Origin of the sequence: Streptomyces sp. NPDC002032, from assembly GCF_042890765.1 — a bacterium.
GTDB lineage: Bacteria > Actinomycetota > Actinomycetes > Streptomycetales > Streptomycetaceae > Streptomyces.
Genome location: NZ_JBIASM010000018.1, coordinates 113,937 through 137,205, shown reverse-complemented (window position 1 = coordinate 137,205; position 23,269 = coordinate 113,937). Strand labels below are relative to the sequence as shown.

The 23,269-nt window shown below is 74.5% G+C and carries 22 protein-coding genes; 10 read left to right on the top strand and 12 right to left on the bottom strand.

The window, feature by feature from the left end; all coding sequences use genetic code 11:
* Positions 1–175 precede the first annotated feature (175 nt).
* Both ACFYYT_RS30810 and ACFYYT_RS30805 read right to left on the bottom strand, forming a co-directional pair.
* Positions 176–2,047 carry a protein kinase gene (locus ACFYYT_RS30810; protein ID WP_351826280.1) on the bottom strand — a complete coding sequence of 624 codons (1,872 nt, stop codon included), beginning with the start codon at positions 2,045–2,047 and terminating at the stop codon, positions 176–178.
* A gap of 99 nt (positions 2,048–2,146) precedes the next feature.
* Positions 2,147–2,470, bottom strand: a complete 324-nt coding sequence (locus ACFYYT_RS30805; RefSeq protein ID WP_351826281.1) for a putative quinol monooxygenase — start codon at positions 2,468–2,470, stop codon at positions 2,147–2,149.
* 620 nt (positions 2,471–3,090) lie between these two features.
* On the opposite strand from ACFYYT_RS30805, the gene ACFYYT_RS30800 reads away from it, so the two are divergent.
* The 5 genes from ACFYYT_RS30800 to ACFYYT_RS30780 are packed head-to-tail and all read left to right on the top strand — an operon-like array spanning position 3,091 to position 7,439.
* Positions 3,091–4,671 (top strand): ATP-binding protein, encoded by a 1,581-nt coding sequence (locus ACFYYT_RS30800; protein ID WP_351826282.1) that lies wholly within the window; start codon positions 3,091–3,093, stop codon positions 4,669–4,671.
* Between the two features lie 6 nt (positions 4,672–4,677).
* Entirely contained in the window at positions 4,678–5,082 is a 405-nt protein-coding gene (locus ACFYYT_RS30795) for a roadblock/LC7 domain-containing protein (protein WP_351826283.1), read from the top strand.
* Positions 5,079–5,438, top strand: a complete 360-nt coding sequence (locus ACFYYT_RS30790; RefSeq protein WP_351826284.1) for a DUF742 domain-containing protein — start codon at positions 5,079–5,081, stop codon at positions 5,436–5,438. The genes ACFYYT_RS30795 and ACFYYT_RS30790 overlap by 4 nt, the downstream gene beginning before the upstream one ends.
* Positions 5,419–6,039 carry an ATP/GTP-binding protein gene (locus tag ACFYYT_RS30785; protein ID WP_351826285.1) on the top strand — a complete coding sequence of 207 codons (621 nt, stop codon included), beginning with the start codon at positions 5,419–5,421 and terminating at the stop codon, positions 6,037–6,039. The genes ACFYYT_RS30790 and ACFYYT_RS30785 overlap by 20 nt, the downstream gene beginning before the upstream one ends.
* Complete coding sequence (locus ACFYYT_RS30780; RefSeq protein ID WP_351826286.1) at positions 6,036–7,439, top strand: cytochrome P450; 1,404 nt, start codon at positions 6,036–6,038, stop codon at positions 7,437–7,439. The genes ACFYYT_RS30785 and ACFYYT_RS30780 overlap by 4 nt, the downstream gene beginning before the upstream one ends.
* 56 nt (positions 7,440–7,495) lie before the next feature.
* On the opposite strand, the gene ACFYYT_RS30775 is transcribed toward ACFYYT_RS30780, so the two are convergent.
* The 3 genes from ACFYYT_RS30775 to ACFYYT_RS30765 form a co-directional block, all read right to left on the bottom strand.
* Positions 7,496–8,599, bottom strand: a complete 1,104-nt coding sequence (locus ACFYYT_RS30775) for a hypothetical protein (RefSeq protein ID WP_351826287.1) — start codon at positions 8,597–8,599, stop codon at positions 7,496–7,498.
* A complete protein-coding gene (locus tag ACFYYT_RS30770) occupies positions 8,596–9,465 on the bottom strand; it encodes a methyltransferase domain-containing protein (RefSeq protein WP_351826288.1) in 870 nt (289 codons plus the stop codon). The genes ACFYYT_RS30775 and ACFYYT_RS30770 overlap by 4 nt, the downstream gene beginning before the upstream one ends.
* Positions 9,466–9,651: 186 nt before the next feature.
* Positions 9,652–10,491 carry a dienelactone hydrolase family protein gene (locus ACFYYT_RS30765; RefSeq protein ID WP_351826289.1) on the bottom strand — a complete coding sequence of 280 codons (840 nt, stop codon included), beginning with the start codon at positions 10,489–10,491 and terminating at the stop codon, positions 9,652–9,654.
* Positions 10,492–10,647: 156 nt separating this feature from the next.
* Here ACFYYT_RS30765 and ACFYYT_RS30760 point away from each other — a divergent pair, with 156 nt between their 5' ends.
* Positions 10,648–11,724 (top strand): WYL domain-containing protein, encoded by a 1,077-nt coding sequence (locus ACFYYT_RS30760; RefSeq protein WP_351826290.1) that lies wholly within the window; start codon positions 10,648–10,650, stop codon positions 11,722–11,724.
* Between the two features lie 24 nt (positions 11,725–11,748).
* Here the strand turns inward: ACFYYT_RS30760 and ACFYYT_RS30755 are convergent, their stop codons facing one another.
* A complete protein-coding gene (locus tag ACFYYT_RS30755; RefSeq protein WP_388610011.1) occupies positions 11,749–12,639 on the bottom strand; it encodes a D-alanyl-D-alanine carboxypeptidase family protein in 891 nt (296 codons plus the stop codon).
* Positions 12,640–13,072: 433 nt separating this feature from the next.
* On the opposite strand from ACFYYT_RS30755, the gene ACFYYT_RS30750 reads away from it, so the two are divergent.
* The 3 genes from ACFYYT_RS30750 (at position 13,073) to ACFYYT_RS30740 (ending at position 16,805) form a co-directional block, all read left to right on the top strand.
* Positions 13,073–14,518, top strand: a complete 1,446-nt coding sequence (locus ACFYYT_RS30750) for an MFS transporter (RefSeq protein ID WP_351826292.1) — start codon at positions 13,073–13,075, stop codon at positions 14,516–14,518.
* Between the two features lie 137 nt (positions 14,519–14,655).
* Positions 14,656–15,411, top strand: coding sequence for a response regulator transcription factor (locus tag ACFYYT_RS30745; protein ID WP_351826293.1), 756 nt, complete (start codon positions 14,656–14,658; stop codon positions 15,409–15,411).
* Positions 15,408–16,805 carry a HAMP domain-containing sensor histidine kinase gene (locus ACFYYT_RS30740; RefSeq protein ID WP_351826294.1) on the top strand — a complete coding sequence of 466 codons (1,398 nt, stop codon included), beginning with the start codon at positions 15,408–15,410 and terminating at the stop codon, positions 16,803–16,805. The genes ACFYYT_RS30745 and ACFYYT_RS30740 overlap by 4 nt, the downstream gene beginning before the upstream one ends.
* Here ACFYYT_RS30740 and ACFYYT_RS30735 read toward each other — a convergent pair.
* Positions 16,796–17,764 (bottom strand): TAXI family TRAP transporter solute-binding subunit, encoded by a 969-nt coding sequence (locus tag ACFYYT_RS30735; RefSeq protein ID WP_351826295.1) that lies wholly within the window; start codon positions 17,762–17,764, stop codon positions 16,796–16,798. The genes ACFYYT_RS30740 and ACFYYT_RS30735 overlap by 10 nt on opposite strands.
* 141 nt (positions 17,765–17,905) lie before the next feature.
* On the opposite strand from ACFYYT_RS30735, the gene ACFYYT_RS30730 reads away from it, so the two are divergent.
* Positions 17,906–18,217, top strand: a complete 312-nt coding sequence (locus ACFYYT_RS30730; protein ID WP_351826296.1) for a hypothetical protein — start codon at positions 17,906–17,908, stop codon at positions 18,215–18,217.
* 123 nt (positions 18,218–18,340) lie between these two features.
* Here ACFYYT_RS30730 and ACFYYT_RS30725 read toward each other — a convergent pair whose 3' ends face one another.
* The 5 genes from ACFYYT_RS30725 to ACFYYT_RS30705 all read right to left on the bottom strand — a co-directional run bounded on the left by ACFYYT_RS30725 (position 18,341) and on the right by ACFYYT_RS30705 (position 23,202).
* Complete coding sequence (locus ACFYYT_RS30725) at positions 18,341–18,919, bottom strand: DUF6817 domain-containing protein (RefSeq protein ID WP_351826297.1); 579 nt, start codon at positions 18,917–18,919, stop codon at positions 18,341–18,343.
* Between the two features lie 18 nt (positions 18,920–18,937).
* Positions 18,938–19,999: a hypothetical protein gene (locus ACFYYT_RS30720; protein WP_351826298.1), complete on the bottom strand. Its 1,062-nt coding sequence runs from the start codon at positions 19,997–19,999 to the stop codon at positions 18,938–18,940.
* Positions 20,000–20,084: 85 nt separating this feature from the next.
* Positions 20,085–20,927: a hypothetical protein gene (locus tag ACFYYT_RS30715; protein ID WP_351826299.1), complete on the bottom strand. Its 843-nt coding sequence runs from the start codon at positions 20,925–20,927 to the stop codon at positions 20,085–20,087.
* Positions 20,924–22,792 (bottom strand): GMC family oxidoreductase, encoded by a 1,869-nt coding sequence (locus tag ACFYYT_RS30710; protein ID WP_351826300.1) that lies wholly within the window; start codon positions 22,790–22,792, stop codon positions 20,924–20,926. The genes ACFYYT_RS30715 and ACFYYT_RS30710 overlap by 4 nt, the downstream gene beginning before the upstream one ends.
* Positions 22,789–23,202 (bottom strand): hypothetical protein, encoded by a 414-nt coding sequence (locus ACFYYT_RS30705; RefSeq protein ID WP_351826301.1) that lies wholly within the window; start codon positions 23,200–23,202, stop codon positions 22,789–22,791. Before ACFYYT_RS30705 ends, ACFYYT_RS30710 begins: the two co-directional genes overlap by 4 nt.
* Positions 23,203–23,269 lie beyond the last annotated feature (67 nt).

The following is a 23,269-nucleotide window of genomic DNA, read 5'->3' as shown; positions in this document are numbered from 1 at the left end:
CACGACGGAGGGGCCCCGGGTGATCCCGGGGCCCCTCCGCCTACCGCACGAAGCCGTGCGCGTGCAGTCGTGAAGGGCCCGGATACCGACGGGGGATGCGGTACCCGGGCCCTGCGGTCATCTTAGCCCCACGGACGGCGGCCATGGCCGGGGGGACCGAGACGGGGCTATCGGTTCAGGTCTGCCGGGTCCAGCGCTGGGAGGCCTTCCCGGCGCACGAGGACGTCACCAGGCCCGCGTTCATGCCCAGGTCGAGGCAGCCGCCGTTGTCCACGCTGCGCAGGCTGCCGTCCGAACCGGCCCGCCAGACGCGGCCGTTGTCCTGGGCGCAGTCGCCCACGAAGACGGCCTGGCCCAGCATGTTGGCGTACAGGCACTGGCCCGACTGCTCGTTGGCCAGCTTGAAGCCGCCGTCGCCGGTGCTGCGGACGGTCCACCGCGCGGAGGAGTCCGAGCAGCTGCCCGAGTCCGAGGAGCCGTAGACCTGCGTGATGCAGCTCCCGTCGTTGCCGTTGCGGTAGCGGGAGGTGCCGGACTGCGGGGGAGCGGGGGGCTGCCCGGGCGTCACCTGGCCGCCTCCGGCGGGGTGGGTGCTGCCCGTGCCGCCCGGGTTCCCGGAGCTCGCCGGGCCGCCGGAACCGTTCTGTGCGCCGCCGTTGGCCCCGCCCGGGTTGCCCGCGCCCCCGTTGCCGTGGCCGGCGTCGGCCCCCTGGCCGGCCCCCGCGGCCGGGGGAGCCCCCGTACCGCCCTGGCCGCCGACCGGGCTCGGGACGGGGGAGGAGGCCTGTCCGGAGGGCGCCGGCGCCGACGGGCCGGCACTTCCCGCACCGGGCGCCGCCGGACCCGGCTGCGCCGGAGCCGAGGCGGCCGGGGAATGCTGCGCCCCGGCCTCCGGGGAGGTCCCGAACGGCAGGTGCTGGATGGCGAGCGTCGTACCGCCCGCCACCACCACGACGGGGAGGACGGCGAGCAGGACCCGGGTGCGGCGCCGCTGTTCGGGCCGCTCCGGCCGCGTCCCGGCCCCCGACGGCTCCGCCGCGCCGGGCGGAACCGCCGCCCCGGGCCCCTTCGCCGGCTCCGCCCCGGCCGCCGCCCCTCCGGCGCCGAGGGGGAGCGTGGGGACGTCGACGTCCTGGACGTTCGCGGCGAAGGCGGCCCGCTCGGCGAGGCGCTCGGTGACGGCCGCCGGCCACAGCGGGGAGCCGGACGGGCCGCGGCCCGCGGCGCGTTCGAGGAGCTCCGCCGCGGTCGGCCGGCCCTCGGGATCCTTGTCGAGGCACTCCGCGACCACGTCGGCGAGTTCCGGGTCCAGCGCGCGCAGCGGTTCCAGATCGGGCTCCTCGTGCACGATCCGGTACAGCACGCCGTGCCCCGACTCGTCGCCGAAGGGGGGCCGGCCGCACGCCGCGTACGCGAGGACGGAGCCGAGCGCGAACACGTCGGCCGGGCCGCCCACCCGCTTCTTGCCCGAGGCCTGCTCGGGTGCCATGTAGGCGGGCGTGCCCACGACCATGCCGGTCCTGGTGAGCTGGCTCTGCTCGGCGGCCCGGGCGACCCCGAAGTCGATGAGGGTGAGTCCGTCGAGGGTCAGCATGACGTTGGACGGCTTCAGGTCGCGGTGCACCATGTCGAGGGCGTGCACCGCCGCCAGCCCCGCCGCGGCCTCCCGCAGCAGCAGCCACAGTGCCTCCGCGGGCAGCGGGCTGCCGTTGAGGTCGAGGGCTTCCCGCAGGGTGAGGCCGGGGACGTAGGTGGTGGCGAACCACGGCGGGCGCGCCGTGCGGTCGCTCGCCAGCAGCAAAGCGGTGACCTCCGCCGGCAGCCGGGCGAGGTTGTCCAGCTCGTGCCCGAACCGGCGCAGGAAGTCCGCGTCCTCGCCGACCACGGAGGCCAGCAGCTGTTTGACGGCGACGTAACGGCCCTCGTGCACCCCGAGGTAGACCCGCCCCATGCCGCCGGCCCCGAGCCGGCCCGCCAGCGGAACCGGCCCGATGCGACGCGGATCCTCCGCCTCCAGCGGCTCGGCCCCGCTCCCCCTCAGTTCCACCGCGTCAGCCCCGTAGCCTCGGAATCATTTCCCCGAAAGCTACCCGATGACCCCGCAGGGCCAACGGGAGGCTCGGCAGCGCGAGTTGGCGGGCGCCGCTCAGTCGATCTGGAGCTCGCCCATCCGGCTCCAGCCCGTCGCGCCCTCGATGGTGGTGCTGACGATCTCGGGCGTACGGGTGACCAGCGGGCGCATGGTCTCCAGGGCGGCTCGGAAGTGTCCGGAGGTCACGTGCGCCTCGGCCGCGTCGTCCTGGAAGGCCTCGACCAGCACGTAGGTGTCGGGTTCCTCCAGGCTGCGCGACCATTCGAACCACAGGTTCCCGGGCTCGGCGCGGGTGGCGCGGGTGAACTCCGCGACCTTCTCGGGCCATTGGTCGGCGTGTTCGGGCTTGACGGCGAATTTCACCACGATGAAGATCATTCGGCCATTGTATGCACAGGTGCATGCACAGGCGGATGATGACGATTCGGACACCATGCGCCACGCGGGCACCGGCAGAATCGTTGTGCCTGCATGAAGGAGACGAGGTTCGTCGCTCCGGCGACAGCAGGGGTCCCGCGGCCGGCGGGGGAGCACCAGGCGCAGTCCGGCACACCGATCTACGACCGCCTCCTACGGGAGTGGGCGCGCGCGGGGCGCGCCGTACCCGCCCGTCAGGCCCCGGCGGGGCGCCATCGCGGTTCCGAGCGCGACCGGTTCGGACGGGCCTGACCGCGCCCCCGCCCGCGCCGTGGGGCGCCCTTTAGCACGGCCCGTTCCCGGATGCCACTGCCCGATTTTCGACCCGAGGCCGAAATCGTATGGGAATGCGTTCGAATTCCATGGCGTGTGTACGAGCCGGCATGCCGTGGACCACCGTTTTCGCGGAAGTTCGTGCCGAACGCGGCCGTTGACGGCGGAACTGCGCCGCCGTCAATGGCGCGTAGTGGATCCTCCGGTCCGATGAACTCCAACGAAAGTTCCGAAACCGCGAGTTGGGCGACGTTATGCTCCCGCCCACCGGTCATAAGATCCCCTCTTTCGATGGTTCGAGGAACTTGATGGCGCAACAGAACTTTCCACCCGAAGCCTCCCCCACGGAGCCGGGAATAAGGTGGCCGCTGCCCGCCATCGCGGTCGTGGCCGCCGTGTGCGTGCTCGGAGCCCTGGTGTCCCCCTGGGATCCGGTCCGCATCGCCTGGGTCGCCGTCGGGGCCGCCTGTACCGCCGCGGCCGTCGTCGAGGCGCTGCGGCGCGGCCGCGCGCTCGAAGCGCGGCAGAACGACGTCATCGCCCTGCGGCACGCCCTGTCCCGCCAGGAGGCCGAAGCCGTCCGCCTCGCCGAGGTGGTGCTCGCCGAGGCCATCGAACGCCTGCGCAAGGGCGAACTGCCCGAGGAGGTCCTGACCTCCCTGGGCGGCCGCGGCGGCCAGGGCAACCGGTGGGGCAACGACGCCGCCCTGACCCCGCGGTTCAGATCCGCACTCCAGACCGTGCTGGCCCGCGTGATCGACGCGGTCGACAACGAGGAGAACCTCCGCGACTCCGCCCAGCGGGCCTTCGTCAACATCGCCCGCCGCGTCCAGGCCATCGTCCACCAGCAGGCCCACGAAATGCGGGAGATGGAGGACCGGCACGGCCGCAACCCCGACGTCTTCGGCGACCTGCTGCGCCTGGACCACGGCACCGCCCTCATCGGCCGGCTCGCCGACTCCATCTCCGTCCTCGGCGGCGCCCGCCCCGGACGCCAGTGGAGCAGGGCCGTCACGCTGTACAGCGTCCTGCGCGGAGCGATGTCGAGGATCATCGACTACCAGCGCGTGGAACTCCACTCGGTCTCCGAGGTCGCGGTCCTCGGCCCGGTCGTGGAGCCGCTCATCCACATCCTCGCCGAACTGCTGGACAACGCCACCCGCTACTCGCCGCCGCACACCCGGGTCCACCTGACCGCCGTCGAGGTCCAGTCGGGCATCGCCGTCGAGATCGAGGACGGCGGCCTCAGCATGAGCGAGGAGGCCCGCAAGCGGGCCGAGAGGATGCTCGCCCAGGCGCAGACCGGGATCGACCTCAACGACCTGGGGGAGACCCCGCGCCTCGGCCTCGCGGTCGTCGGCCGGCTGGCCCAGTCCTACGGACTCCAGGTCTCCCTGCGCTCCTCCGCCTACGGCGGCGTGCGCGCGGTGGTCATCGTCCCCCAGCACCTGATCACCACCGCGGCCGCCGCGACCGGCCTCGCCCACGGCATCGGTTCCTCCTCGGGCCCGCGGGCCGTGGCCCCCGCGCCGCGCGAGCACCCCGTCGACCACCTCGCGGCCGGCGCCTCCGCACCCCCGCCCGCGGCCCGGCCGAAGCAGGCCCAGGCGCCCGCCGTCCGGCCGCCGGCCCCGGTGACCAGGCCCGCCCGCGACGCCTCGTACGAGGACGCGCCGGTCACGGACCGGACCGCCACCGGCCTCCCGCAGCGACGCCGGAAGGACCGTGCCACCAGCTCCGACGCCCCGCCCGTCGTGGCGCCGCGGTCCGCGGCGGACGAGGGCCCCGGCATGTGGCTGGAGGCCTTCCACAGCGGATTGTCCGGCGCGTCGGGCCAGGGCGGCCCCGACGGCGAGGACGCGTCCGATCCAGTGACCAAGGGGATGTAAGCAGTGATGACACAGCGAAGCAGCATGGACTGGATGCTCAAGGACCTGGCTGCCGGAGTGCCACAGACGCGGCACGTGATCGTGCTGTCCGCCGACGGCCTGTGCGTGGCCCAGTACGGAGCCGAGACCGACACCGCCGACCGCCTCGCGGCGGCCTGCGCGGGACTGCAGAGCCTCGCCGGAGCCGTGGCTTCGGAACTGCCGCACTCCAAGGGCAGGATGCGCCTGGTCGTCATCGAGATGGACGGCGGGTTCTTCTACCTCATGGCCGCGGGCGACGGGTCCTACCTGGCCGTCCTCGCCGACGAGGGAGTGGACGCGGGCCTCATGGGCGCACAGATGCGGGGCCTGGTGACCCGGATGGGGGACCACCTCAGCAGCCCGCCCCGGCACGACGGACAGCCCGCGTGAGTGAGCCCCCCGCCAGCTGGGAGGACAGCAGCCCCGAACGGCTCTACGTGATCACCGGCGGGCGCAGCGAGCCGTCCACCGCCGCCCACCTCGACCTGGTCACCCTGGTCGTGGCCAAGGTGGCGGCCAGGCCCGAGATGCAGCCCGAGCAGGCCGCGATCCTGCGGATGTGCCAGGCGCCGCTGTCGGTGGCCGAGATCGCCGCGTACGCCCATCTGCCCGTCAGCGCCGTCACCGTCCTCGTCGGAGACCTGCTCGCGGCCAAGCGCGTGCACGTCCGCCCGCCCGTCCCCGCCGCCCACCTACCCGACCTTGCTCTGATCGAGGCAGTGATCGATGGACTTCAAAAGCTCTGACCCGCTCGCCGGGCCCCGGAGCGCGGACATACTCCCGCAGTCGGCGGCCGCCGCCGTCAAGGTCGTCATCGTCGGCGGCTTCGGCGTGGGCAAGACGACGATGGTCGGGGCCGTCAGCGAGATCAAACCGCTGACGACCGAGGAGACCATGACCCGGGCGGGCATCGGGGTCGACGACACGCGCGGTGTGGCGCGCAAGACCACCACCACCGTGGCCATGGACTTCGGCCGCATCAGCATCAACGACGAACTCGTGCTCTACCTGTTCGGAACGCCCGGCCAGGAACGCTTCTGGTTCCTGTGGCGCGGCCTCTTCGAGGGCGCGCTCGGGGCCGTCGTCCTCCTCGACACCCGCCGGCTGGAAATCAGTTTCGACGTCATCGGGCGGCTGGAGGAACGGGGCGTGCCCTTCGTCGTCGCCGTCAACTCCTTCCCCGGCGCGCCCGACCACCCGATGGAAGAGCTGCGCCAGGCCCTGGACCTGCCGCCCTCCGTACCGATCCTCGTCTGCGACGCCCGCAGGCGGGACTCCTCCCGCGATGTCCTGCTGACCCTCATGCGCTACCTGCACTCCCAGGCAGCCACCCCGGAGGCAATGTGAATCCCGACCCGACCCCGCCGCCCCAGTGCCCGGCCCACACGGCCGGCACGGGCGGCCTGTACCGGCTCCACGGCCCCGAGGCGGAAGCCGACCCGATGGGGCTGTACGAGAAGCTGCGGGCCGAGCACGGGCCGGTGGCGCCCGTCCTCGTCAGCGGAGACCTCCCGGCCTGGCTGGTCCTCGGCCACCGGGAGAACCTGGACGTGGCCCGCACCCCGTCGCGGTTCGCCCGCGACCCGCGCGGCTGGCGCGACCTGAAGGAGGGCCGGGTACCCGCCGACACCCCCCTCGGCCCGATGGTCTCCTGGGTCCCGGTCTGCAACTTCACCGACGGCCCCGTCCACGAACGGCTGCGCGGGGCCGTCGTGGAGTCCCTGGAGCGCTTCGACAAGCGGGGCATCCGCCGCTACGTCACCCGCTTCGCGAACCAGCTCGTCGACCGCATCACCGGCGACGGCCACGCGGACCTCGTCTCCGCGTTCTCCGACCAGCTCCCCATGCTGGTGATGACCCAGCTCGTCGGCGCCCCCGACGAACACGGGCCCCGGCTGGTCAAGGCGGCGCGCGACATGCTCCAGGGCACCGAGACCGCCCTGCAGAGCGACCGCTACGTCACCGCCACCCTCGAACAGCTGGTCCGGGACCGCAAGGCGCAACCCGCCCGGGACCTCGCCTCCTGGCTGCTGGAGCACCCGGCGGCACTGACCGACACGGAGGTGCTCATGCACCTGCGCGTCGTCCTGATCGCCGCGTACGAGACCACCGCGAACCTCATCGCCAACACCCTGCGCACCGTGCTGACCGACCAGCGCTTCCGCGCGAGCCTCTCCGGCGGCCACATGACCCTGCCGGACGCCCTCGAACAGGTGCTGTGGGACGACCCGCCGATCAACACGATCATCGGACGGTGGGCCACCGGGGACGCCCTGCTCGGCGGCAAGCAGGTGAAGGCCGGCGACATGCTGCTGCTCGGCCTGGCCGCGGGCAACGTCGACCCGCAGATCCGGCCCGATCCCGACACCTCCGTGCGCGGGAACCGCTCGCACCTCGCCTTCAGCAGCGGACCGCACGAGTGCCCCGGCCAGGACATCGGACGCGCCATCGCGGACACCGGCATCGAGGTGCTGCTGGACCGGCTGCCCGACCTCCAGCTGGCCGTCGACGCGAGCGAGCTGCGCTGGCGCGGCACCCTGATGTCGCGCCACCTGCTGTCCCTGCCCGTACGGTTCACCCCGCGCCCGGCGCAGGGCGCCGAGCCGGCCGCCTACCCGGACCCCGAGCAGCCCGCCGGCCACCCGGGGCACGTGCAGATCCCGCCGCCGCGGCCGTCCGTGCGGCCCGCGCCGGCGGGGGAGCGGCGCCGCACCGGCTGGTGGCGCCGCCTGCTCGGCCGGCTCTGAGACGCGTACCGCCCGTGCGGGGCCCCGGGACGCCGTCCGGGGCCCCGCCGCCGCGTTCAGGCGTCGGCCTGCTGCCACCACCGGGCGAGCGCGGGCAGGGCCGGCGGCCGCGTCGAAGGATCGCTCGGGGTGTCGGCGTACCGGAGCTCGAACCGTGCCTCCGGGTCGGGCAGGGCGTGCCGGTTGCGCGGGCTCGCGTACCGGGGCGCTCGGCTCTGCCAGGCGATGGAGCCAGCGACGTACTGGCCCAGCCCCTCCAGATGGCGGGCCAGTTCCGGGCCGGCTCCCTCCCGGAGCCGTTCCCGCAGGCGGAGGAACAGGCTCATCACCCTGTCCCGCAGGGCCACCGCCGAGGGGACGGCCCCGGCCGGCGGGCAGCCCTCCGCGCGGGCGATGACGTTCACCCAGTTCAGCTCCGGGGGCTCCAGGTGGTCGTCCTTGTCGTAGGAGAAGAGGTCGTTGTCCGCGCTGACGACGAAGCCCGCCGCATCGGTCAGAGCCTGGAGTGCGGGGGAGTAGAGGACGTCCGCGGGCAGGCGGACCCCGCGGGCCACGTCCGACCAGGTCAGGGAGAAGCGGGTGCCGTTCGCCAGCCCGCCCATGGCTGCGAACTCGTTGGGCCCCGGCATGCCCCCGGCCTCCGCCCGGGCCGCCTGCCAGGCCGCGCCGAGCAGCCAGTCCCGGGTCCCCTCGATGAATCTGCGCAGCTCGAAGGGGGTCAGCAGGGCGTGCGTACGGTCCACCAGGTCGGTCAGCGCCCGGGTCACGGGACCGTCGGGCAGGACGGCCGCGGCCGGGTTTTCGAGGGTCCGCAGCAGCCGTACGCCGTGCTCCGCGACGGCGGCCGTACGGACCTCGGCCGCGCCCGAGTCCTGCCAGTCGTCGACGGCGTTGGCCCAGTAGTTCCACTGGGTGAACAGCAGGACCGCCTCCGCGTCCCCCTCGGGGATGACGCGGCAGGAGAAGTCGGCGCTGTGCGTGGCCAGCCCCCAGGCCCGCTCGACGGGATCGGGGTACAGGCCGAAGGAGTCCAGCCACGCGACGGCCCGGGCCTCCACCTCCTTCGCCTCGGGGTGGACGAGGTCGCGCGGCAGGGGGCAGTAGAAGGCGGGCAGCCGCTCCCCGAGGCGGGAGGGGCGGGGCCGTGCCGCCGCGCTCACCGGGCCCCGCCGACGCGGAAGAGCAACAGCCGCGTCTCCACGGCGTGATCGCGCCAGAGGCGGAAGAACTTGCCGTGCGTGACCGTCGACTCCCCGAGCCGCTGGGGGCTCCAGGCCACGGGGGCGCCGCCCGCGCGCAGCCGGTCGAGTTCGGCGGTGTTCCAGGCCATGGACTGCATCCAGAACTCGGCCACCGAGTCGGTGACGTCCTCGTCCGACTCCAGCGCGAAGCCGGCCGCTTCGGCCGCCGCGAGGTACTCGTCGCGGGTGCCGAGCCGCGTCTTGTAGTAGCCGTCGATGAAGTCGAGCCATTCGGGGCGGCGCACGAAGTGCTCCTGGATCCCGAACCAGCCACCCGGCCGCAGTGCCTTGGCGACGACCTCGAACAGCCGGTGGCGGTCGGTGTAGCCGCTGCTCTCGTTCGCGTAGGCGGCGTCGTAGGCGTGGGTGTCGGCCAGTTCGTGCACATCGCCCAGGACCGGGCTGACGCGGCGGCCGACGCCGGCCTGCCGGGCGAAGTGGGCTATCAGCCGGACGTGTTCGGCGGCGACGGTGAGGCCGGTGACCGAGGCGCCGTGGGCCTGCGCCCAGTACAGGGAGGTGCCGCCCAGGCCGCAGCCGATGTCCAGGACCCGGCGGGGTGGCTTCTCGTACGCGCCCCAGGACCGGGCCGCGTGCTCGACTATCAGCTCCTGAGAGGCGACGATGCGCTGCGCGAGCGCCCGTTGCGAGACGGTGGCCGTTGGCAGGATCCCGTCGGGGAACAGTCCCACGTGGAAGTGGACGCGTGGCCCCGGGCCGTACTTGTGCAGGATCTCCTGCGTCTTGCGGTGGTAATAGAGGCTCACTTCCGCATCGTCGCTCATGCCCTGATCACTGCCTAAGGACGCTACGTACGGTGTAACGCTCATGTGGGGCCGGCCCTTTCACGGCGTAGGGCTGCCGGTGCGTGCGCCGTCACTGCTCCGGGGCGCACGCACCGGCACTTTGTTGAAGCACCGATCATCGTGGCACTTCCCCGCCGCCGCGTCAGCCCCCGCGCAGTGGCCGGATCAAGACGGTGTGCCCGGCTGTTGCGTGAGGAGCCGGGTGCGGAACAAGTCGAGCACCGAGTCGAGCGCTTCGCGGGTGGGCTGGCCGGTTTCGTCGACCAGGTGTTCGGTCAGGACGGAGTGCGGGCGCATGACGCTCTCCGGATTCGCCGCGTCGTCGTCCAGCTCCACGGCGACGAAGGCGTCGCCGAGTTCGCGCCGCAGGAAGGCGAACCGGTCTGCGGGGACCAGCCGGTCGCCGCGGAACCGCAGCCCCATCACCCGCAGCCCGTCGCGTTCGCAGCGGCGGCGGACGACCGCCAGCTCGTCGGCGCCGATGTCGATCCCGCCCGCGCGGCCCGCCGTACAGGCCAGGGGCAGCGAGGGCTGGGACAGGACGGGGGCCAGGAGGCGCTCGTCGGTGGCCATGGCGAGGGCGAAGCCGCCGGTCAGGCACATGCCGACGGCGCCGACGCCGGGGCCGCCGCAGCGCTCGTGCTCGGCGGCGGCCAGCGCGCGCAGCCACCCCACCACGCGCGAGCTGCGCCCGGTGGCCAGCAGGGTGAACTCCCGGCTCACGCAGACCTCCCAGAGCGCGGAGGCCAGGGTCCGGGCGGCGCCCGTCCAGCCGTGGGCGGCGGGATCCGGGTCCCGGCCGGGCTTGCCGAACAGCACCGGGAGCACGGCCGTACAGCCGGTGCCGGCCACGCGTTCGGCGAAGCGCAGCACCTTGGGGGTGATGCCCGGGATCTCGGCCATGATGATCACCGCCGGCCCGGTGCCGCGCCGCAGTACCCGCCGCCGTACGCCGTCATGGGTGAAGGTGCCCCGGGTGAAGCCGTCCATCGAGTGATCCGCCACCGTCGTACTCCCGTCGTCGAGGCCCCGTGCGGGATCAAGTTACCGAGAGGTAGGGCGGCTTGGTCAACCGGCGGCGCCGGCCCCGCGCCAGGCCCGGGACGGGACTCGCAGCAGTAGAGGTCAGCACCTGTCCGCATTCCGAGGCACCATGGACGTGTGCCGAAGACCTCAGCGCGGCTGCTGTCGCTGCTCTCCCTCCTCCAGGCGCGCCGTGACTGGCCGGGCGCGCTCCTCGCCGAACGGCTCGACGTCAGCGCGCGCACGGTGCGCCGCGACGTCGACCGGCTGCGCGAGCTCGGCTACCCCATCGCGGCCATGCGCGGCCCCGAGGGCGGCTACCGGCTCGACGCGGGTACGGAACTGCCCCCGCTGCTGTTCGACGACGAGCAGGCCGTCGCCCTCGCCGTCGCGCTCCAGACGGCCGCCACCACCAGCGGCGCCGGCATCGAGGAGGCGGCGGCGCGTGCGCTGAACACCGTCCGCCAGGTCATGCCGGGCCGGCTGCGCCGGCGGATCGACACGTTCCGGGTCACCGCCATGGAGCGGCCCGCGTCCGGGCCGGACCCCCAGGTCGACAGTGGCGTGCTCGTCGCGCTGAGCGCCGCGATCCACGCCCGCGAGGAGCTGCGCTTCGACTATCCCCCGGGCCCGTCCGCCAAGACCGCCCGGTCCGCCGCGCCCGCCCCGCCCGGGGCCGACGGCGCGCTCGCCGTCGCCCCGCCGCGCCGGGTGCAGCCGCACCACCTCGTCACCAGGACCGGACGCTGGTACCTCGTCGGCTGGGACCTCGACCGCGACGACTGGCGCATCTTCCGCGCCGACCGGATCACCCCGCGCACCCCCACCGGGCCCCGGTTCGCCCCGCGCGAGCTGCCCGGAGGGGACGTGGCCGCGTTCGTCGCCGACCGGTTCCGGGGTCCCGGCGGCGCCGACGGCCGCGGCGGCTGGCCCTGCCGGGGCGAGGTGGTCCTCCACCTCGCGGCGGCCACCGTCGCCCGTTACACCCGGGACGGGACCGTCGAGGAACTCGGACCGGACCGCTGCCGGCTGACCCTCGGCTCGTGGTCCTGGCCCGGCCTGGCCGCCGCCTTCGGCGCCTACGACGCCGAGATGGAGGTCATCGGACCGCCCGAACTGAAGGACGCGTTCGCGCACTTGGCCCGGCGCTACGCACGCGCCGCGACAGGTCCGAGCGAGGCGGCCGGACGGCGCGGGGCGGACCCGGACGGATGAGGTCCGGGCCCGCCCCGCCCCGGGTCAGTCCCGGACGTCCGGGATCGGGTCCTTGCTGCCGCGCTGGAGGGCCGTCTTGGAGCCCGACGCCGGGCCGAGGGCCCAGTCGGAGAGCGCCATGGAGTCCACGTACCGTTCCTCGTCGCCCAGCAGGACGCCGATGACCGTCTTGCCGCCCCGGCTCACGGAGAAGACGAGGCACTTGCCCGCCGCCGTGCCGGTGCCGGTCTTGACGCCGATCGCGCCGGGATAGCCGTAGCCGGTGGGACGCGGCTGGATGAGCAGGTTGCTGTTGCTCCAGGTGGCGAGGGCCGAGGTGCCGCCGGAGCTGTAGGAGGTGGTCTTGACGACCGACTGGAACAGGGAGTTGGTCATGGCGGCCCGCGTGAGCTTCGCGAGGTCGCGCGGGGTGGTGAGGTTCCTGCCGGTCGGCGAGATGCCGTCGAAGGTGTCGTACACGGTGTTGGTCATGCCCAGCGCCTTCGCCTTGGCGTTCATCTTCGCGATGAAGTCCGCCTTGCGGGCCGCGATGGTCGTGCCCGAACCGAAGGTGTCCGCGAGCGCGTACGCCGCGTCGCAGCCCGAGGGCAGCATCATCGCGTACAGCAGCTGACGGACCGTCGGGGTGGCGCCCGCCTTCAGCTGCGCCGAACTCGCACCCTCCCGGTAGACGTAGTCCAGGTACTCCTGCTTGACGGTGACCTTCCGGTCGAGGTTCAGGCCGGGCAGCGTGGTCACCACGGTGGCCGTCATGATCTTCGTGGTGCTCGCCATCTGGCGTTGGGTGTCGGGGTTCTTGGAGGTGAGCGTGGCCCCGTCGGCGGCGTCCAGCAAGAACGCGCCGGCGGCGGTGACGGGCGGTGAGGCGGCCGCCTGGGCGGGCACGGACACCGTGAGCAGGGCCCCGGCCGCGATGGTCACGGCGCATGCCGCACGGGCGCGCCGGAAGAGATGAGTTATCAAGTCAGTCCCCGAGTTCGCTGGAGGGTCCGATGCGGGCGGGGGAGCCGCTGCGCCCCCGTCTCTCCGCCCGTGCCGGAGATTATGCGGCCGCCGGCGGTGCTCCGTCTCCGGTCGTGACGGGGGCTTGCGCGCCGGATCGCGCCGGGAGGCGTGCGGGGCCGCGCCGAAGGACACCGGGGCGTCAAGCCGGCCCACGCGATGATCACCGGAACGGGCGTGCTGAACGGGACGTCAGGCCGAGGCCGCCTCCCGTCGCGGCTTCCTTAGCGGAACGTTAGATCTGCGGGGCGGACCTTGTCCGGCCGGGAACGCCGCCGCATGCTCTGGGGACCCCCACTCCGGGGCCCTTCCCGCCTCCCACCAGGGACTTCCCGCTGGAGCCGCCATGTCCGCGCCCACCGTCGCGCCGAAATCCCCGTCCCGCGAGGAACGCCGGAAGCGGCGCACCGCCCTCATCGGGGGATCGCTCGGCAACCTCGTGGAGTGGTACGACTGGTTCGTCTACGCCAGCTTCGCCATCTACTTCGCCGACTCCTTCTTCCCCGGCGACAACCCGACCACGCAGCTCATGAACACGGCCGCCATCTTCGCCGTCGGCTTCCTGATGCGCCCGGTCGGCGGCTGGATCCTCGGCCGCGCCGCCGACCGGCACGGACGCAAGAGCGCCCTGACGCTCACCGTCACCATGATGTCGGCCGCCGCCCTGCTGATCGCCGTGGCCCCGACCTACGGCCAGGCAGGCTACTTCGGTGCCCTGGTCCTGCTGCTCGCCCGCCTGCTCCAGGGGCTGAGCATCGGCGGCGAGTACGCGGCCAGCGCGACCTACCTCACCGAAGCCTCGGCCCCCGGCCGGCGCGGCCTCGGCTCCTCCTTCCAGTACGTGTCGATGACCTGCGGTCAGCTGCTCGGCTTGGGCATCCTCATCACCCTCCAGCACACGCTGACCACCGCCCAGCTGGAGAGCTGGGGCTGGCGCATCCCGTTCGTCTTCGGAGCGCTGTTCGCGGGCGTCGTGTTCTGGCTGCGGCGCCGGCTCCAGGAGACCGACGCGTTCACCCAGGAGCTGTCCGCGGCCGGCGGCGGCGGGGGCGGCGCCCGCGACGACAGCAGGCGCGGCACGCTGGCGGCCTTGTGGCAGCACCGGCGGCAGGCCGGACTGGTCATGGCGCTGACCCTCGGCGGCACCGTCGCCTACTACACGTACACCACCTACCTCACCAAGTACCTCGTCGGCAGCGCGGGCATGGCCAAGACGACGGCCACCCTGGTCAGTTTCACCGCGCTGATCCTCTTCGCCGTGCTCCAGCCCTTCGCCGGGATGCTGTCCGACCGGATCGGCCGCCGCCCGCTGCTGATCACCTTCGCCGTCGGCTGCACGGTGGGGACGTACCCGATCATGACCGCCCTCGGCTCGGCGACCTCGTACTGGTCCGCCCTCGGGCTCTCCCTGCTGGCCCTGGTGATCGTCACCGGCTACACCTCGATCAACGCGGCCGTGAAGGCGGAGCTGTTCCCGACCCGCGTGCGGGCCCTGGGCGTCGCCCTGCCGTACGCCGTCGCCAACGCGCTCTTCGGCGGCACCGCCGAATACGTGGCGCTGTGGTTCAAGAACGGCGGCCACGAGAAGATGTTCTTCTGGTACGTCTCCGGCTGCGCGCTGGTCTCCCTCGTCACCTACGTCCTGATGCCCGACACCCGCCACGCCACGCTCAGCCCCGCCGAGGCGCAGGCGCAGGCGGCGGCAGAGGCCTCGGCAGAGGCGGAAACCGGGCGCGGTGCGGGCCCGGAGCCGCGGACGGCCGCCGGAGCCGACGCCTCGGGCACGCGCTGACCCGCCCCGGTGACCGGGGCCGGCGGCGCCCGTAAGCTGCTGTCCCCGGTCGGGGGTCACCCGTTGCGGGCCGCCCCCGCCCGCGGCCACCCCGCCGGGGGCACCCGCCCCGGGCCACGGCTCACGAGGACCCGCCCATGCACGCGCTGCTCGTCGAGGACGACGACCGGATGGCCCAGGCCCTGGGCACCGCCCTCGCCCGGCGCGGCCACACCGTCCGCCGGGCGGCCCGGGCCTTGGACGCCCTGCGGCACGTCCACGAGGCCGAGTTCGTCCTGCTCGACCTGGGGCTGCCCGATCTGGACGGCCTCGAACTGCTCCGCCGGCTGCGCGCGCTCTGCGACGCGCCGCTGATCGTGGTGACCGCCCGCTGCGAGGAGCGCGACGTCGTCCAGGCACTGCGGGCGGGCGCCGACGACTACGTCGTCAAGCCGTTCCGGACCGCCGAACTGATGGCCCGCATCGACACCGTGCGCCGCCGCACGGACCGCCGCACGGACCGCCGTACCGACCGCGACGGGGCCCACCCGGAGACCGGCCCGGAGCTGCCCGGCGGCGGCCGGACCGTGCGGGCCGGGGACGTCGAGATCGACCCGGCCGCCCGTACGGTCACCGCGGCCGGGGAGGAAGTCCGTCTGACACGGCGCGAGTTCGACGTGCTCGCCTTGCTCGCCGCCCGCCCCGGCGAGGTGCACTCCCGCGCGGAGATCCTGGACCGGATCTGGGGCGACGTCCTGCTCGCGGCCTCCCGCTCGCTGGACGTCCACGTGGCGGGCATCAGGTCCAAGACCGGCCGCCCCGGCCTGGTCCGCACCGTCCGCGGGTTCGGCTACCAACTGGGCCACCCGGTACCACCCGACGACCGGGACGCCGACCGCGACGGCGCACCGTGAGGCGCAGGCTCCTCGTGGTGCTGATGGTGCTCATGGGGGCCGCGGCGCTGCTGCTCTGCGTCCCCCTCGCCGACGCCTACGCGCGCGGACGGACCGAACACCTGCTCCTGCAACGCCGCTCGGAGGCCGTCCGCTTCGCCGATCTCGCCGACCGCGTCCGCTCCCGCGCCGACCGGTCGGAACTGGACGCCGAGATCAGCCGCTACGCCCAGCTGTACGGAGCCGGCGTCGTCGTGGTCGACACGGCGGGCACGACGGTCGGCCGGGCCGGCGCGGCGCCCGCCGGCCCCGGGGGCCCGGCGCAGGAGGCCCGCCGCCGGGCCCTGACCGGCCGCTCCACCGACCGGCTGCCCACCGTGCGCCCCTGGGGCCCGCGCACGGTCGTGCTCGCCGAACCGGTGGGCCGCGACGAGCGGGTCAGCGGGGCGGTCCTGCTGACCGTACGCACGGACGCCGCCCGCCGGGACGTCACCGTCCGCTGGTCGCTCATCGCCGCCGGGGCGGTCGCCGCCTTCGCCGCGGCGGCCCTCGTCGCGGCGGGCATCACGCGCTGGCTGATGCGCCCGCTCCTCGACCTGGACCGGGCCGTGGCGGGACTGACCGCCGGGAGCCTGCGGGCGCGGGCCGCCTCCGACACCGGACCGCCCGAACTGCGCAGGCTGCGGCAGCGGTTCAACACGATGGCCCAGGCCGTGGCCGACTCCATCGGCCGCCAGCGCGACTTCGTCGCCGACGCCTCCCACCAACTGCGCAACCCGCTGGCCACCTTGGTGCTCCAGCTGGAGAACATCGAACCGTACGTGGCCCCCGGACCGGGGCTGGACGACCACGCCCGCGCCCTCGACGAGGCCGAACGCCTGGAGGAACTGCTCGACGGCCTGCTCGCCCTGGCCCGGCTGGAAGCCGCCACGGCCGCGCCGACGGACCAGGACGTGGGGCGCGCCGTCCGGGACCGGGTCACGGCCTGGACGCCGGTCTTCCGAGCCGCGGGCCTCACCCTGACCCTCACCGGGCCGCCCGGGGACCTGCGGGCCCGCGCCCTGCCCGACGCGGCGGCCCGGATCCTGGACTCGCTCCTCGACAACGCCGTCAAGTTCGTCCCCGGCGACGGCCGCGTCGAGGTCCACGCCGTGCGCGGCCCCGGCGGAGAGGCCGTCGTACGGGTCCGCGACGACGGCCCGGGCGTGGCCCGGGAGCACCTCCCGCTGCTGCTGCGGCGGTTCGCGCGCTGCCCCGAGCACCAGAACGTACCCGGCAGCGGACTCGGACTGGCCATCGCGGAAGAGATCGCCCGCGGCAGCGGCGGCAGCCTCGGCGTCCGCGGCAACACCCCGCACGGCCTCGTCGTCGAGCTACGGCTGCCCGCTCCCGGCGCCCCGGCCGCTCAGCCGTAGACCGACCGGTAGTACCGGGCCGCGCCCGGGTGCAGGGGGACGCTCCCGGTGGAGATCGCGAACCGGGGCTCCAGCCGCACCCCCGCCGTCACCTCGCGCAGCAGGTCCCGCCACCGGTCGAACACCACCGCGAGCAGGGCGCGCACCGCGTCCTCGGGGACACCGTCCCCCGCCAGCAGGAAGTTGCCGACCCCGATGGTCCCCACCGGCTCGGTCAGCCCGTAGACCGGCGGCGGCAGGGTGACCGCCGTGTAGACGGGGCCGAAGGCCTCCCGCAGCGGGCCCACGTACCCGTCCAGCGGGAGGAAGCGCACCGGTACCTCGCGCGCCGCCTCCGTCAGGGCCGCAGTGGGCACGCCCCCCGACCAGAACAGCGCGTCGACGGCTCCCTCGCGCAGCGCCGCCACGGAGGCGCCCAGGCCCAGCTGCCGGTCCCGTACGGCGGAGGGTCCCGGCCCGAGGCCGGCCGCCCGCAGGACCCGGCCCGCCACCACCTGCACCCCCGAGCCCGCCGCGCCCACCGCGACGGGCCGTCCGGCGAGACCGGCCACCGACCGCACGGGGCCGTCTGCCGGGACGAGGAGGTGGGTGTGATTGACGTAGGTCCGCGCGAGCGCCGTCACCGCCGCGGGACGGGCGAACGGCTCGCGCCCCAGCACCGCGTCCTCGGCGACGTCCGCCATGGCCAGCGCCAGTTCGACGGATCCGCCGGCGAGCTCGCGCAGGTTGTCCACGCTCGCGGAGGTGCTCACCGGCACGATCTCCAGGCCGGTGTCGCTCGCGCCGACGGCCCGCGCCAGGGCCCGGCCGAAAGCGTTGTACGGACCGCCCTCGGGCCCCGTCGCCAGCCGCAGCCGGCGCCGCGGCCCGGCGGCCGCCCCGCACCCGGTCAGCGCCGCCATCCCCGCCCCGAGCCACCCGGCGGCGACCCGCCGTCGGCTCAACTCCGCCCTGGTCACGGACGAAGCCTAGGGGTCGGCGGGAGGCCCGGGGGAGCCCCGGGGGAGGCGGGCTGGAGCCCGGTGGTCCGGTGAGGTGCCGGACACGGCGGTGTGGCTACTATGGGATTCACGTCAGACACACAGCGTAATGGAGGCGTAATGCTGGGTCTGTTTCCCGGCGCCAAGCCCGATCAGGACACGCGCGCCCTGGGACTCGGCGAGATCACTGCGAACCCCTGGGTCTTCAAGTGCATGGGCCGCAGGTACAGCGCCAGACGGTGCGACGACGCGGTCGTCATCCAGGACATCACCGACATCACCCGCCCCTTCCCCGTCGGCAAGGCCGAGCCGGACACGGGCAGCCTCTGGAGCGTCCACACGCCCCGGGGACAGCTCGCCGGCCGCACCGGCGGAACCCTGCACGCCATCGCCGCCCTGAGGGAGGCCACCCAGCCCCCGGGCGTTTCCTGAACCGGCGGTCCCGCCGGCCCGGGGCTTGAGGCCCCGGGCCGGTCCGGTCGGCCCCGGGTCGGTCCGGCGAGAGGCCGGAGCCGCCGGACACCCACCGCGTGGGCTACGGCAGCCCCTCCCGGTTCAGCCGGCCGGGGGAGCGGCGAGCACGTGCACGCAATCCCGCCACGCCGCCGCGCTCAGCAGCGGCCGCAGCCGCGTGAACAGCGCCAGCAGCCCCGCTCCGTGCGCGGCGCGGAACGCCCCGTCGACGGACGCGATGTCCAGCTCGTTGGCCGCGGTGAGCTCCGCGAAGTCCCGGCGCCGCTGCGCGGCGGGGACGAACCGGCGGCCGGTGAACCGGTCGTGGAAGACCGGCTCCGCCGCGTCGAGGGCAGGGTAGGACGCCGCGCGGTCGCAGCTCGCGTAGAAGTACACGATGGCTTCGGCCTCCGCGCCGATGGCCTCCACCAGCCGCGACCGCTCTCCCGCCGGCAGCGGCGCCACGGCGAAGCCGTCCGTCCCGTAGAAGGCGTGGCACAGCCCCGCGAGCTGGAGCGCGGGACGCGCCTGCCAGCCCTCCAGGCGCCCTCGCACCCGCAGCAGATGGGCCCCGAGCGTGCCGCCCGGGTGCCCGCTCCCCGCGGCGCCCGTCGCCTCCAGGAGGCGCAGGGCGGCGCTGACACGGTCGGCCGGAAGGGTCATGTCGGCCGGAAGGGTCATCGTGGGCGTTCCTTTCGCTCAGCCGGTGAACTTCGTCCCCTCGAAGGAGTACGGCAGGTTGGACTGCGCCGCGACGGAGACCTCGCCCGAGCCCCCGGCCGGAACCGCCAGCACCGTCAGCCCCATGATCCGCTGGGTGTACGAGGCCCAGGGGATCCCCGTCGTACCGGCCCAGCCGCTCGCGCTGAAGGTCTCCGAGCGCCCCGGACCGAGCTCCGTGTACAGCTTGCTGACGGCGGTGCAGGCCACGAGCGCCCCGCCGTCGGCGGTGCGCCACACCGGCCCGTGCGGGGCGCGGGCGACCTCGACGCCGGCTTCGAGCTTGCCCGGCTTGCCGAGCGCCTTGCGCTGGGCCGCGAGCCCCTGTGCGTAGGACTCCCGCAGGTCGGTGATGTCCTGGCTCCACTTCACCCCGCCCGCGCCGAGGTCGGTGTGCAGGTAGTCGCCGTAGCGCCCGCAGACGGTCGCCGGGTCGGCGGCGAGGCCCCGGGTGTCCCCGCCGGTGACGGCCCGGCCGTCCGGGCCGACCGCGACGCGGGGCAGCGCCGTCGGCTCGGGCGCGCGGGCCAGGAAGGTCGCGTGCCAGGGGGCGCCCGCCCGGTCCTGGTGGAAGAGCGACCAGCGCAGGACGGTCTCCTTCTTCTCGTCGCCGACCGTGTGAGCGGGGACCTCGTGGGCGCCGAGGATCCAGCGGTCGCTGCCGTCGTCCTTGCCGGTGGTCCACGTGTGCACGGCCGGATCGGTCGCGGGGGAGTTGGTGGGACCCGGCTCCCGCTCGGTCCCGTACTTCTCGCCGGTCGCCACGACGGCGAGCTGCTGCTCCAGCAGGGGGCCCTCGGTGATCCCCTTCCAGTACCCGGCGTCGAAGCTGTCGGCCTCCACCTTCGCTGCGAGGTCCTTGACGATGCCCCGCGCCTCGTCCTCGGTCAGGGCGGGCGCCTTGACGGGGGCCGCCGTGCCGCTCCTCACGGGCCCGGGCGTCGCCGGGCCCGCGCCCGGCTTCGCGGCCTGCCCGGCGCAGCCCGCCGTCGTGGCGAGCGTGAGCAGCACGGCCAGGGCCGCGGGTACGGAACGTCTCATGTAATCCCCCAGGGAGTGATGTGCAGGCCCCTGATCTTGCACGACGCCCCGCACGCCCCCTCGGGCCCCTCCCCCGCGGCCCGCCTCAGGCGAGGTAGTAGGGCCGGTTGTGCGCCGCGACGGGCGGCGACTGGAAGGTCCACGCCCCGGCCGCGGGCACGTCCCCGACCAGGCCCAGCAGGTCTTCGCCGACGTCCGTGGCCGGGTCGTGCACCGTCAGCAGCGAGCGCCCGGCCGCCGGGCCGGCGAGGTCGTACCACCGGTAGGGGTGGTGGACGTTCATGGGACCGGCGAGCGCGCGCCCGGCCGGGTCGGTTCCGTAGCCGGTGATCGGGGTGTTGTTCGCCGGGACCGGGGCCAGCCCGTCCAGCCGGGCGGTGAACGAGAACAACGCGGCGTCACGAGGGACGATGCCGCCGTCCCGGCCCGCCTCTGCCGCGCGGCAGTCCACCTGCCAGGTCTCGCCCGCCGGGCCGTTGGGCGAAGGCATCCGCGCCTCGAACCACCCCGGGTACTTCGGCTCCGCGAACAGCCTGCGTCCCGCGTCGATGGCCAGCGCGTTGTCGCACAGCACGTGCAGGCGGGCGATGCCGAGCAGCTTGGTCTGGTCGTACCCCTGCGCGTACTGCCGGTAGTCCACCTCCGGCAGCCGGTCCGCGGCCGACGCCGGGTACGCGACGATGCTGACCTCGATCTCCTGCGTGATCCCGCCACCGGTCCCGTACTGGGCGAAGTACAGCTGGTAGTTCAGCGAGACCAGGCACCGCCCGTCGAACTCCGCCGCGCTCAGGGCCGGATGCCGCTTCGCCAGCACCTCCCGCACCGGGTCCGGATCGACGAGGTAGTCCAGCCCGATCTGGTGCAACGCCCCGTAGTGGAAGGGGAGCTGGTACGGGGCGGCGACGGGGGGCAGGGGCATGGGGCTCATGAGGGGGCTCCGGAGGATCGGACGGTTCGGACGGGCCCGCGCTCGCCGGAGCGCAGGGGTTCGCGGGTGGAGGTCAAGGTCACCGGCCGGTCGCGCGCGGCCAGTTCGGCCTCGATCCGCCCGGCACTGCGCAGCGCCAGCGCGGCCATGGTCAGCGTCGGGTTGGAGGTCGCCACCGACGGCATGCTGCCGCAGCCCACCGCGTACAGACCGGGGTGGTCCCAGCAGCGCTGCCACGTGTCGACGACGGAGGTGTCCGGGCCGGAGCCCATGACGTGGGTGCCGGCGGCGTGACCGGCGCCGCGGTAGCCGTAGGTCCGGCCGCGGTGCTCGAAGCGGCCGGGCCAGCCCGCGGCCCCGAAGGAGGTGTGGTCCTCGGCGCCCAGCAGCGCGAAGATCCGGTCGGACACCGCCCTGGCCGCCGCGATCCCGTCCTTGACGTGCGCGGACAGGCCGTAGGTCAGCACCGGGCGCGGCAGGCCGAGCCGGTCCCGCAGCCGCGGGTCGATCGTCACCCGGTTGGCCGGGTCGGCGCTCTGCTCCATCTCGAACTGCAGCGTGAACTGCCGCCCGATCCGGTCGGCCAGCGCCGCGCGCAGCGCGGCTCCGCGCAGCCCGGGCCGCCCCGGCCCAGCCCCCCGGACCAGCTCGGCGACGTCCGTGTCCACCGGCCCCTTCGCCCACACCCAGCCCCAGTTGCCGATCTCGATCCTGAACGGCGCCCGCAGCCGGCGCGCCGGACCGGCCCGGAAGCCTTCGAGGCCCGAGGTGGAACCCGGCCCCCGGTACGGACCCACCTGCTCGGGCAGCAGCCCCCAGGTCAGCAGCACCGGATGGTCCATCAGGTTGCGCCCCACCTGCCCGCTGCGGTTCGCGAGCCCGGACATCAGCAGCAGCTTGGCGTTCTCGATCGCGTGCGCGGCCAGCACCACCACGTCGGCGTGCACCGTGTGGCCCGTCACGGCCCCCGGGCCCGTCCCGCCGGCCGCGCCGTCCCCCGCGTACGCCAGGTACTCGACGCCGGTCGCCCGTCCCCCCGGACCGGCCAGGACCCGGCTGACCACCGCCCGGTCCCGGAGCACGACCGTGGGGCCCCAGCCCGCCTGCGTCTTCAGGGGGGTGTACTTGGCGTGCGAGGGGCAGTGCGGGATACAGGTCGCGCTGCCCACGCAGCGGCTGTCCGGCGCGGGACGGCCGCCCGCGCCGAGGGGCACGTAGCCCGCCCCGCCCCCGTACCGGGGGTCCGGGACTCCGTTGCGGCCCTGCGGGGTGCCCACCACCCGCAGCTCCACCGGCTCCGCGACGCCCGGCTCGGTGATCCGCCGGCCGTCCAGCCGCCCGGCCAGCACCTCGTCGACACGGCTGCGGGGCAGGGCCCGCATGGGGAAGACGTAGTCCTCGGGGAACGGCAGGCCCACCCCGGCGCGCTGCTCGTCGACATCGGCCGACACGCCGATCGCCTGCTCGGCCGCCCGGTAGTACGGCTCCAGGTCCGCGTAGCCCATCGGCCAGCTGCGGCCGTAGCCGAAGAGCTCGGTGTCGAAGTCCTCGGGCAGCATGCGCGGCGTGAGCCCGGTCCACACGTTTCCGGTACCGCCGTTCACCCGGACGTACCCGCTGGCGTACGGGAGCTCCCCGCGCTGGACGAAGTAGCCGTCGGCGCGGTAACCGCCCTCGGTGCCCGACACATCGGTGACCTCGGGCCAGGGGGCGGCGTCCTGCGCGGTGTGCGGCGCGCCGTCCGCGCGCACCCCCGCCTCCAGCACCAGGACGCGGCGGCCGAGCCCGCCCAGGTGCCGGGCGACGAGGGACCCGGCGATCCCGGCCCCGACCACGATCACGTCGTAGCGGTCCGGGCCGGTCACCGCCGCGCCTCCCGTCCCGCGTCGCCGGAGCCCACCGGGCCGGACCAGCTCCCGAACCCCGGCGCGGAGGTGCCCGGCGCGGGCACGCCGACGGCCCGCCACACCAGCGCTCCGGCGTGGGCGCGGGCCGACACCGGCGACGAGGCGGGGCCGCCGCGCCCGGAGCGCTCCGGCAGGCTGCCCGTGTACCAGAGCCGGATCAGGGTCTCGGCCGCCGCCCGGAGTTCGGGGTCGGGAGCGTCGGGCTCCGCGGCCAGCCGCCGCCAGGCGCCGGCGCCGACCTCCTCCAGCAGTACGGCCAGCAGCTCGGCCGGCGGCGCGCCCTCCCGCAGTTCGCCGGGGCCGAAGCCGGTCAGGCGGCTGGAGAGCGCGAGGAACTCCTCGATCTCGGTGTCGTCGAATGCGCGCATGCCGCCTCACGTCCTCGCCCCTGTTCACCGGCATCCCGTACGCGCGCCCGTGGCAGCGCGGAGTTCC